This window comes from Paraburkholderia franconis, from assembly GCF_009362735.1.
GTDB lineage: Bacteria > Pseudomonadota > Gammaproteobacteria > Burkholderiales > Burkholderiaceae > Paraburkholderia > Paraburkholderia franconis.
Genome location: NZ_WHNP01000070.1, coordinates 23,146 through 32,773, shown reverse-complemented (window position 1 = coordinate 32,773; position 9,628 = coordinate 23,146). Strand labels below are relative to the sequence as shown.

Here is a 9,628-nt window from a genome sequence, read left to right as displayed (position 1 = left end):
TCGACATCACGGCGACGTACACGAACGTGCAGTACATCCCCGGCGCCGGCTCGGCGTTCCACAGCGAGGCGATCTGGAACACGGGCGGCATCGTGCTGCACTGGAAGCCGACGGCCGCATGGGACTTCGCGACGGGCTACAGCTACACGCGCGCGACGAAGGCCAACGGCATCACGAGCAGCGCGCAGTACCAGCAGTTCAACCTGTCCGAGTACTACTCGCTGTCCAAGCGCACGGGCCTGTACGCATTGCAGGCGTATCAGCGCGCGAATGGCCAGACGCTCGGCAACAACGGCGCGGGCAACATCATCAACGCAACGGCGACACTCGGCGACGGCTTCAACTCGACGCCTTCGTCATCGCGCAGCATGGTCGGCGTGGGCGTGGGTATGGTGCATCGATTCTGATGCCGCTCGTCGTATTTGAAGCAGCACAAGGAAAGTAGTTCAGAGCGCCGCGCTTGCGGCGCTTTGCATTTCACGCGCGGATCATTCGGTGTCAGGCGCGGGAAGCATGCCGTCGAGCACGCTCGTCAACGATGCTCCGGATGTCCGGCGCCAAGCGATTCGAGAAGCGGTCTGAGCGCATCGAGTTCCGAGCCGAAGCCGCTCCAGTCTCCTGCTTTAAGCCGTTCGAGCGCGCGGTTATAGTGCGCGAGCGCTTCGCGGGCGCGCTCGTCCGCTGTGCCCGGCGGCCGCGCTGCCGTTGGCGAGGTTTGCTCGAAGAGCGCTGCGAGGGCTTGCGCGAGGGTCTCTTGCATCACGACGCGGTCCCCGTACGCGGCGATGACACGCTTCAGTTCGGGCAACTGTCCCGACGCTGCGCGCAGATAGAGCGGCGACACATAGAGTATCGAATTCTCGATCGGCACGACGACGAGATGCCCGCGAATGACGCGCGAGCCCATCTGGTTCCACAGTGAAATCTGCTGCGAGATCTCGGTGTTCTGCTGGATGCGCGCCTCGATCTGGAACGGTCCGTACACCAGCTTGTCTTTCGGGAACGTGTAGACGATGAGCTTGCCGTACTCGGGCGGATCGCAACGCGCCGCGAGCCAGGCAATCATGTTTTCGCGCTGGCTGGGCACCATCGGCAGCAGCAGGACGAACTCGGCGCGTGCCTCGCCGGGCAGCCGCATGATCATGTAGTACGGCGCCATCCGCGCGCCCTGGGCGTTGCCTGCATCGATGCCGCCCGGTTCGCGCGGGAATTGCCACAGGTCCTCGCGGTTGTAGAAGACTTCCGGCGCTTCCATATGGTAAGTGCGATAAAGCTGCGCCTGAATCAGAAAGAGATCTTCCGGGTAGCGGATATGCTGCCGCAGGTCTTGCGGCATCGCATCGAGTGGCTTGAATACTCCGGGAAAGATGCGCTGCCAGGTCCGCAAGATGGGATCGGCAGGATCGCTGACATAGAAATCGACCGTGCCGTTATAGGCGTCCACGACCACCTTGACCGCATTGCGGATGTAGTTGGTGCCGTCGCCAGTGGCAGGCTGCGAGTATGGATACCAGCGGCTGACCGTGTACGCATCCAGTATCCAGAAGAGCCGCCCGCCGCTCACGACGATATAGGGATCGTGATCGAAACTCAGGAACGGCGCGATCGTGCGCACCCGGTCCAGAATGTTGCGGTGAAAGAGGATGCGGCTTCGGTCCGTGATGTAGCTGGTCAGCAGAATGTTGGGATCGGCGAACTGCCAGGCAAAGAGGAAGCGTCGCACGCTGCTGCCGATGCCGACTCCGTCGCGCCCGCTATAAGCCGCGTACACGTTTTCCTTCCCGTGGGGGAAGTCGAATTCCGGCACGCTGCCTTGCACGATCACATAGTCCTGCTCGCCTTGACCGAAATAGAGGCGCGGCTCGCGAACCGCTGGGCCGCCATTGGCAACGGGCGGAATGTCCTGCAGATAGAACGACGGCAATCCCTCTGCGGATTTTTCGGTGACAGGCGACATCACAACGCCATTGCCATGCGTGAACAGCAGGTGCAGGTTCACCCAGGTCTGTGCATTGGCGGGAAGCATCGACGTTTCGAGTTCGCGCGCGGAGAGCATCACCTGTCGGTAACTCGCGTCGAGCGCATAGCGGTCGATGTCCACGGAGAGAAACCGGTAGTACGTCCTGATCTCCTGCAACTGCGCATAGGTATCCATCAACGGCTGCACATCCCACAAGCGGATGTTGTCGATGGTTGCGCGATTGGCTTGCAGTTCGGTGAGATTCAACCCCTGTTCCGCGGCAAACGGCCTGGCCGTGATTTGCGTGAGAGCGTAGGCCTGCCGGGTCAGCGCGATATTGTGTTTGATATAGGGCGTCTCCAGCCTCAGTTCGCTCGGCTTCACATAGAACCGCTGATAGAGCGCCGGATAGATCGCGGCGAACACGAACGAGCCGCCGAACACCAGCAGCGCCGATGCAATGGCAATGCGATAACTGCGCCGGCGCATGTTGGCCCACGAAGCGATGGATGCGGCGGCGGCAAGACCCATGAGCAGCCACAGCACCGGCAACCCGACGTGGATGTCGGTATAGCCCGCGCCGACGACGACGCCGTTGTCGTCATAGAGCAGCAGAAAACGGTCGAGCCAATAAGACCCGGCCTTTACCGCGAAGAACAGCGCGAGCAGCGCTGAGCCATGCATCGCGGCGGCTCGCGACAGGCCGCGCGGCGGCTGTTCGACGGCGATGTCGCCGCGCACGCCATAGATCACGCCTGCAACGATGGCGCTGCAAAAGAGCACGCGCAGCAGCCAGTTCTTGAACGCCACATAGACGGGCAGCGCGAAGATATAGAAGCCGATGTCATACCTGAAGATGGGATCGCGTTCGCCAAACGGCACCCGATGAAGGTAGCGAAGCACGAGGTCCCAGTTCGAGGCTTCGAAGGCTGCAAGCAGCAGCCCGAGCAGCATGGCGGCGCCGGAGATGGCCCAGCGCCAGCCAATGCGCGGCATGACGCGGCCCGTGCGCTCGTCGACGATTTCCAGCGTAGCCGATGACGGATCGAAGCGCCTTGCATAACGATGCGCGAGCAGCCCGGATAGGGCGATCGCTGCTGAAGAGACGACGAACACGGTGGCGAACAGGAGCACTCTGGCGTCGAGGACTGTCCAGAAGACGCTGGCGTAGCCGATCGAAGCAAACCACATCCAGTCGACCAGAATACGCGTGATGCGCCCGATGACGATCAGGCTGACGACGACAGTGGCAATGGTGATCGCGGTGCGTCGGATGCGCACGCGTGGAGTCACTTGCGAGGGCATCGTCCCTCCTTTGCCGGTGTGACGTGCACGAGCAGTGCACGACCAGTTCGATCGGACAGTGGCTCGCTGTCGACGACCGCGCATTGCTTCGCGTCGCGCACGGTCAGATTGTAGACCGCCGTCCACATAGCCGCTGCGCGCGATGCGAGTCCATCGCAAAGCAGTGCAGCATGCGCGGCGGCACCTGTCCCGTTGTTCCCGACATGCGCATATGCTCTCGCGTTCCGGCAGGAAACTTGACAGTGCTGACGTGAATGCGGACCGCGCTTTTTTCGCTTTGCACCATCGGCAACAACAGTGCCGCCCTAATCGTAACTACCGATGTAGTGCGTCGAATGCCGATGGTACTGTTGTGCGCGCACCCTTAATAGCTGCAACGTGTCTGGCAGATGTCGCTCCCCGATCGTAAAGAATTGGAGAAGAGAACATGTCCAAGAACAAGATGTGGCGGGAACTGTATCGCGTCGTCGCGACGGGTACGGCGGTAGCAGGACTCGGCCTTGCGGCCACGGCATATGCAGCAGGGGACCCGATCAAGATCGGTGTCATCAGCGAAGAGTCCGCCGTTGCAGGCGCTTCGATCAGCAAGTCCGCGCAACTGGCGGCGGACGAAATCAACGCACACGGCGGCGTCGACGGCAGACCCATCCAGATCATCGCCTACGACGATCACTCGTCGGCTTCCGACGGCGTGCGCGCGTTCCAGCGCGCCGCGAATCAGGACAAGGTGGTGGCCGTGATCGGCAGCTATATCAGCGAGGTGGCGCTCGCGATGGAGCCCTGGTCCGCGCGTCTGAAGATGCCGTTCATCACGCCCGGCGCGGCGAGTAACGACATCTCGAAGCAGGTCCACGACGACTACGATCACTACAAGTACACCTTCCACGGCTGGATGACGTCGGCGTTCATCGCGCAGTCGATCTGCGATTTCTCGCACGACGTACTGGTCGGCCAGTTCAAGATGAAGACGACGGTCGTGATGAGCGAGGACGCCGCGTGGACCAAGCCGCTCGACGATCGCTACCTCGAATGCCTGCCGAAGGCGGGGCTTCAGGTGCTCGATCACATCCGCTTCAATCCCGACACGTCCGACTTCACGCCGATCTTCAACCAGATCGAGAGCAAGCATCCCGACACGATCACGACGGGCATCAGCCACGTCGGCGTGCAGCCCACCGTGCAATGGCATGACCAACAGGTGCCCATTCCGATGACGGGACAAAGCTCGCAGGCCACGACCACGAGTTTCTGGAAGGACACCAACGGCGCGACGGAAGGGGTCATCACGGCATCGGCAGCGGCGCCCGGCGTCGCGATGACGCCGAAGACGGTGCCGTTCGTCGATGCGTATCAGAAGAAATTCGGTGTGTCGCCTGCGTATTGCGGCTTCACGAGCTATGACCTCGTCTACATCCTCGCGGATGCGATCAAGCGCAACAAGGGCTCGACCGATCCCGACAAGATGGTCGATGCGCTCGAGAAAACGGACTACATGGGCACGATCGGACGCTGGCAGTTCTACGGCAAGAACGATCAGTTCACTCACGCGCTGAAGTACGGGCCGGGCTACATCACGGGGATCAACCTGCAATGGCAGGACGGCAAGCAGGTGGCGATCTGGCCGAAGTCGGTGGCCAACGGGAAGGTCAAGTTCCCGGCCTTCGTCAAGGTGCAGCAGGCTTCCGCGAACTAGCCGCGCGACGGCAATGCAAGCTGCGGTGCTCCGGCACCGCAGCGGCGGTTCATGCATTCGGCAACGGAACCGTCATCCGGCACGACAGATACTGCATCCGCACCTCATCGACAATCAAAGGCCGGGCATGCTGCCACTGCAGATTCTTATCGACGGCTTTGCAATCAGTTCGCTCTATGCGTTGGGCGCAATCGGCTTCACGCTGATCTTCGGTGTGTCCGGCGTGCTCAACCTCGCGCATGGCGGCGTGATGCTGGTGGCCGCGCTGATGGGCTGGATGCTCGCGGGCGAAGCGGGCCTCGGCACCTATCTCGGTACGCTGCTCGGCGTGCTGGCCGGAATGGTCGCCGCGTACATCACGTATCTGATGGTCGTGCGGCCGATCCAGCGGTCGGAGGCGATTCCGCGCGAGGAGAAGGAGATCTTCGTGCTGACGGGCACGCTGCTGTGGGGCATCATGATCCAGCAGGGCATGGCGTGGCTCTTCACCGACAACCCCGTGACGATACGCCCGCTCATCAGTGGCGTGGCGAACATCGCGGGCGTGCGCACGCCGTTCAACGAGATCATGATCGCCGTCGTGTGCTGGGTCGTGATCGGCCTGCTCTGGCTGTTCGTGAACCGCACACGGGTGGGCAAGGCGCTGCTCGCGGCGTCGATGAATCCGCGCGGCCTGACGCTGCTCGGCTTCGAGCTTTCACGCATCTACCTGCTTGCGTGGACCATCTACGGCGTGCTGGCGGGCATCGCGGGCGTGCTGCTGGCATCATTCCTCGGCGTGAGCACGAACAACACGGGACAGCTGACGGCGAGCGCGTTTTCGATCGTCGTGCTCGGCGGACTCGGCAGCGTGTCGGGCTCGCTGATGGCCGCGTATGTCGTCGGCTATCTGGAGACGATCACCGCCTATCTCGTCGCGCCGACGCTGCGGCCGTTGCCCGCGCTGATTCTTCTGGTGCTCGTCGTGTACGTCAGACCGCAAGGCTTTCTCGGACGGCGCTAACCGCACAGATGCAGACCATCATGACCGCTCCTTTCCGTTCGCGCGCAGTGTGGGCCATCGTGCTCGTCGCCATCGCGGCGACGCTGCCCTTGTGGCTCTCGGGCTACATACTCGGCGTGCTCACCGTCGGGTTCTACTTCGGTGTGTTCGCGATGTCGTGGGACCTGCTGTTCGGATTCGCGGGCGAGGTCAACTTCGGCCCCACGTTCCTGATCGGCCTGGGCGCCTACACGGCCGCGATACTCGACGCGAAGTGGGGCGCGCCGATCGCCGTCTGCGTCGCGGCAGGCGGGCTCGTCGCGCTGATCGGCGGGTTGCTGCTCGCGGTGCCCGCGCTGCGTTTGCGCGGACCGTACTTCGGCCTCGTCACGCTGGTCGCGGTGCTTCTGCTGCAAAACTCGATCGTGATTTTCGCGGGCGTGACGGGTGGCGAGATCGGCATGATGGTGCCCGACGTGATGTCGGTGGACGCCTCGCATAACTACTGGATCGCGCTTGCCTTCCTGATCGTCTGCGCGATCCTGCTGTTCGGGCTGTCGCGTTCGGCGATCGGCCTGATCCTGCAGGCGAGCGGTCAGGACACGATCGGCGCGCAGGCGCTCGGCTTCAACGTGACCAAGCACAAGCTCGCGGCGTTCTGCATCAGCGCGGTGTTCTCCGGCGTCGCGGGCGCGATGCTCGTGTTCTACCAGGGCACCGCGTCCGTCAGCACGGTGGTGGATATCGGCATCGGCGTGCAGATCATCATCGCAGCCGTGCTCGGCGGCCGCCGCACGATTCTCGGCGCCGTGCTCGGCTCGATCTTCCTGATCGTCGCGGGCGAATTCCTGCGTCCGCTCGGCCAGATCAACACCTTCGTGGTCGCCGCCGTCGCGCTCGCCGTGATTCTGTTCTTTCCGGACGGGCTGCTCGGCAACGTGCTGCGCGTGAGGGAGCGAGAATGAGCGATTCACCCCGTCTCGCCGTACGCGGGCTCACCAAGCGCTTTGGCGGGCTCGTCGCGGTGAAGGACATCGGCTTCGACATCCGGCCCGGCGAAATTCTCGGCCTGATCGGCCCGAACGGCTCAGGCAAGTCGACCGTGATGAAACTGATCATGGGCATCGAGCGGCCCAATGCGGGATCGGTGAAGATCGACGGAGTCGAGATGGCGGGCTGGGCGCCGCACCGGATTGCGCGCGCGGGCGTGGGCATCGTGTTCCAGCACTCGCGGCCGCTGCACCGGCAGACGGTGCTCGAGCACATCAAGCTCGCGCTGCTGCCCGATTCGCTGATGAAGCTTGCCGCCGATCCGCACGTCAACCGGCGCGCGCGGGAAATCGCCGAGCGCGTCGGCCTCGGGGCTGTGATGCAGCGTCATCCGGCGACGCTGCCTTTCGCCGATCTGCGCCGCATGGAGATGGCGAAGGCGATTGCGCGTGATCCGAAAGTCGTGCTCGTCGACGAGCCGTTCGCCGGCCTGACGGCAGCGGAATCGGTGGCGTTCTCCGAGCTGATTCGCGGTTTTCGCGCCGAAGGGCGCGCGGTGCTGCTCGTCGATCACAACGTGAAGAGCCTCGCGGCGCTCGCTGACCGCGTGCTCGCGATGTACCTGGGCGAGTACGTCGCCGAGGGCACGGCCGACGAAGTCATGCGAAACGAAACGGTGCGCCGCGTCTATCTGGGCGGCAAGATCGAGATGCGCGAGAGGCCGCCCGGCGACATGAGCGCGAGGCCGCACGTGCTTCAGGTCGAGGACGTCGGCGTGCTGTACGGCAAGGCGCGCGCGCTCGACGGCGTGAGTCTTCATGTGCACGAGGGCGAATTCGTGTCGATCGTGGGTCTCAATGGCGCGGGCAAGACCACGCTCTTCAACGCGATCTCCGGGCTCGTGCCTTATCAGGGGACGATCCGCTTCGGCGGACAGGACCTGAAAGGGATGAGCGGCGCGGCGATCGCGCGCGCGGGCGTCGTGCAATGCCCGGAGACGCGCGAGCTGTTCAGCGACATGACCGTGCGCGAGAACCTCGACCTGGGCGGCTACCATCTCGCCGACGCAGTACGCGCGGAACAGCTCGCGTGGCTTTTCGAGCTGTTCCCGATCCTCAAGTCGCGCCAGGGACAAACGGCGCGCACGCTGTCGGGCGGCGAGCAGCAGATGCTCGCCATCGCGCGAGCGCTGATGATGCAGCCGAAGCTGCTGATCCTCGACGAACCGACGCTCGGCCTCGCGCCTGTGATTCTGGAGCAGTTGTCGCGTGCGATGGAGAAGCTGCAGAAGACAACGCCCATCACGGTGCTGCTCGGCGAGCAGAACGTCACGTTCGCGCTGCCTCATGCGGACCGCGTGTATGTGCTCGAGCACGCGCGCATCGTCTGGGAAGGCACGCCGTCGCGCTTCGAGCGCGAAATGGGCCACGGCTTTCTCGAAGCGGTTCCGGCCGAACCTCCGCAGATGGGCGCGTGCGGTGCGCGGGTGAAGATCAGCGGGTGATTCGCGCCCGCGCGCTTCGGCTATTCGAGCGCGTCGACGGGCATTCGTATCGAGATCCGGAAGCCGCTGCCCGGCGCACTGAAGAACGTGACGCCGCCGTGCAATTGCCGCACGCGCTCGCGGATGCCCAGCAGGCCAAACGAGTTCTTGCCGAACGGCCCTTCGAGCACCGCGCCGATTCCGTCGTCCTCGATTTCGAGCGAGAACGTTTCTTCCGCGCAAGCCATGTCGATTCGCACGTGGCTCGCGTTCGCATGCCGCGCGACGTTGGTCAGCGCTTCCTGCACGATCCGGAACAGCGTCGTCGACGCGAAATCGTTGAATGCCGGCTCGCCTGATTCGTCCGATTCCAGGCGAACAGACGCAACGACGCCATAGCGTTTCGTGAAGTCTTCCGCCAGCCAGTCGAGCGCCGCCATCAGGCCGAGGTCGTCGAGCAGCGGTGGCCGCAGATCGGCGGCGATGCGTCGAAGCGAGGCCGCCATCGAATCGATCTGCGTTTGCAGCTCGCGCGTCTGCGAGGCGAGGGGCGTCGTGACGGCCTGCACGCCGAGGTTCGCTTCGAGCAACGCGACGCTCATCTTCAATGCCGTCAGTTGCTGTCCGAGATCGTCGTGCAGTTCGCGGGCGATCCGCTTCTGTTCGTTCTCGCGCGTGATCTGCACCTGGGTCGACACTTCACTCGCGTGTTCGAGTTCGGCGAGGCGCATGCGCTCGGTCATATCGCGCGTCACCTTGGCGAAGCCGAGCAGCACACCGGATACATCGCGAACGGCCGAAATGACCACGTTGGCCCAGAAACGCGAGCCGTCGCGGCGCACGCGCCAGCCTTCGTCCTCGACACGGCCTTCGGCGGCCGCGATATCGAGTTCGCGCGCGGGCTTGCCGGCCGCAACATCTTCGGGCGTGTAGAACACGGAGAAGTGCCGCCCGATGATCTCATCGGACGAATAGCCCTTGATGCGTTGCGCGCCCGGGTTCCAGCTCGACACATGCCCGGACCTGTCCAGCATGAAGATTGCGTAGTCACGAACGGCTTCGATCAGCAGGAAATAGCGGTCCTCGACGGGCACGTCCGATATGGACGCCGCGCTTTCAAAGCGGGATGGCTCGCTTCTCGACGGTCCCATCAATCCTCCGCGCGGGGGCAGCGAGGCAGGGCGTGCCTCAAACGATTGATTTATATCAGGTCGC

6 protein-coding genes and 1 pseudogene are annotated in these 9,628 nt (G+C 63.6%); 5 read left to right on the top strand and 2 right to left on the bottom strand.

The window, feature by feature from the left end; translation table 11 throughout:
- Positions 1-407: pseudogene (locus tag GCT13_RS48760) on the top strand (porin); the annotation flags it as partial.
- A 125-nt stretch (positions 408-532) separates the two neighbouring features.
- On the opposite strand, the gene GCT13_RS38645 reads toward GCT13_RS48760, so the two are convergent.
- Positions 533-3,265 carry a UPF0182 family membrane protein gene (locus GCT13_RS38645; RefSeq protein ID WP_152767216.1) on the bottom strand — a complete coding sequence of 911 codons (2,733 nt, stop codon included), beginning with the start codon at positions 3,263-3,265 and terminating at the stop codon, positions 533-535.
- Between the two features lie 427 nt (positions 3,266-3,692).
- Between GCT13_RS38645 and GCT13_RS38640 the strand changes: the two genes are divergently transcribed.
- The 4 genes from GCT13_RS38640 to GCT13_RS38625 all read left to right on the top strand — a co-directional run bounded on the left by GCT13_RS38640 (position 3,693) and on the right by GCT13_RS38625 (position 8,434).
- Entirely contained in the window at positions 3,693-4,958 is a 1,266-nt protein-coding gene (locus GCT13_RS38640; protein WP_152767215.1) for an ABC transporter substrate-binding protein, read from the top strand.
- A 127-nt stretch (positions 4,959-5,085) separates the two neighbouring features.
- Positions 5,086-5,961: a branched-chain amino acid ABC transporter permease gene (locus GCT13_RS38635; protein WP_152767214.1), complete on the top strand. Its 876-nt coding sequence runs from the start codon at positions 5,086-5,088 to the stop codon at positions 5,959-5,961.
- Positions 5,962-5,981: 20 nt separating this feature from the next.
- On the top strand, positions 5,982-6,905 hold the full coding sequence (locus tag GCT13_RS38630; protein ID WP_152767213.1) for a branched-chain amino acid ABC transporter permease: 924 nt from the start codon (positions 5,982-5,984) through the stop codon (positions 6,903-6,905).
- Positions 6,902-8,434, top strand: a complete 1,533-nt coding sequence (locus tag GCT13_RS38625; protein WP_152767212.1) for an ATP-binding cassette domain-containing protein — start codon at positions 6,902-6,904, stop codon at positions 8,432-8,434. Before GCT13_RS38630 ends, GCT13_RS38625 begins: the two co-directional genes overlap by 4 nt.
- A gap of 20 nt (positions 8,435-8,454) precedes the next feature.
- Here the strand turns inward: GCT13_RS38625 and GCT13_RS38620 are convergent, their stop codons facing one another.
- Positions 8,455-9,564: a PAS domain-containing sensor histidine kinase gene (locus GCT13_RS38620; RefSeq protein ID WP_152767211.1), complete on the bottom strand. Its 1,110-nt coding sequence runs from the start codon at positions 9,562-9,564 to the stop codon at positions 8,455-8,457.
- Positions 9,565-9,628: the final 64 nt, after the last annotated feature.

What these genes read in the sequence shown, in the direction of transcription:
- GCT13_RS38625 (WP_152767212.1), top strand. Translation starts at nt 6,902, where the DNA reads ATGAGCGATTCACCCCGTCTCGCCGTACGCGGGCTCACCAAGCGCTTT.
- GCT13_RS38635 (WP_152767214.1), top strand. Translation starts at nt 5,086, where the DNA reads ATGCTGCCACTGCAGATTCTTATCGACGGCTTTGCAATCAGTTCGCTC.
- GCT13_RS38645 (WP_152767216.1), bottom strand. Translation starts at nt 3,265, where the DNA reads ATGCCCTCGCAAGTGACTCCACGCGTGCGCATCCGACGCACCGCGATC.
- GCT13_RS38630 (WP_152767213.1), top strand. Translation starts at nt 5,982, where the DNA reads ATGACCGCTCCTTTCCGTTCGCGCGCAGTGTGGGCCATCGTGCTCGTC.
- GCT13_RS38620 (WP_152767211.1), bottom strand. Translation starts at nt 9,564, where the DNA reads ATGGGACCGTCGAGAAGCGAGCCATCCCGCTTTGAAAGCGCGGCGTCC.
- GCT13_RS38640 (WP_152767215.1), top strand. Translation starts at nt 3,693, where the DNA reads ATGTCCAAGAACAAGATGTGGCGGGAACTGTATCGCGTCGTCGCGACG.